A 212-nucleotide genomic window follows, 5' to 3' on the forward strand; every position below is an offset into this window, starting at 1 on the left:
GGGCAACTGACCGACCTGCACGACAACCGCCGTGGCGACATCAACTACCGTTACGACCCGCTCGGCCGCCTGCTCGGAGCCAGCAGCCAGTACAAAGAAGAAACCTTCGCCTTCGACCCGGCCAGCAACCTGCTAGACCCCAAGGCCCCGCGCCGGCCCATCCACCACCCGCCGCCCAAGCTCCTCGACAACCTGCTGCGCGACTACGTCGG

The 212-nt window shown here is 67.0% G+C and carries 1 protein-coding gene; it reads left to right on the forward strand.

What is annotated here, in order from left to right; genetic code table 11:
* Window positions 1-212, forward strand: a 212-nt coding sequence (locus tag GHO41_RS30035) for a hypothetical protein (RefSeq protein ID WP_178126645.1), incomplete at both ends; no start/stop codon positions are given.

This window comes from Pseudomonas sp. FSL R10-0399 (assembly GCF_009600165.1).
Taxonomy (GTDB): Bacteria; Pseudomonadota; Gammaproteobacteria; order Pseudomonadales; family Pseudomonadaceae; genus Aquipseudomonas; species Aquipseudomonas helleri.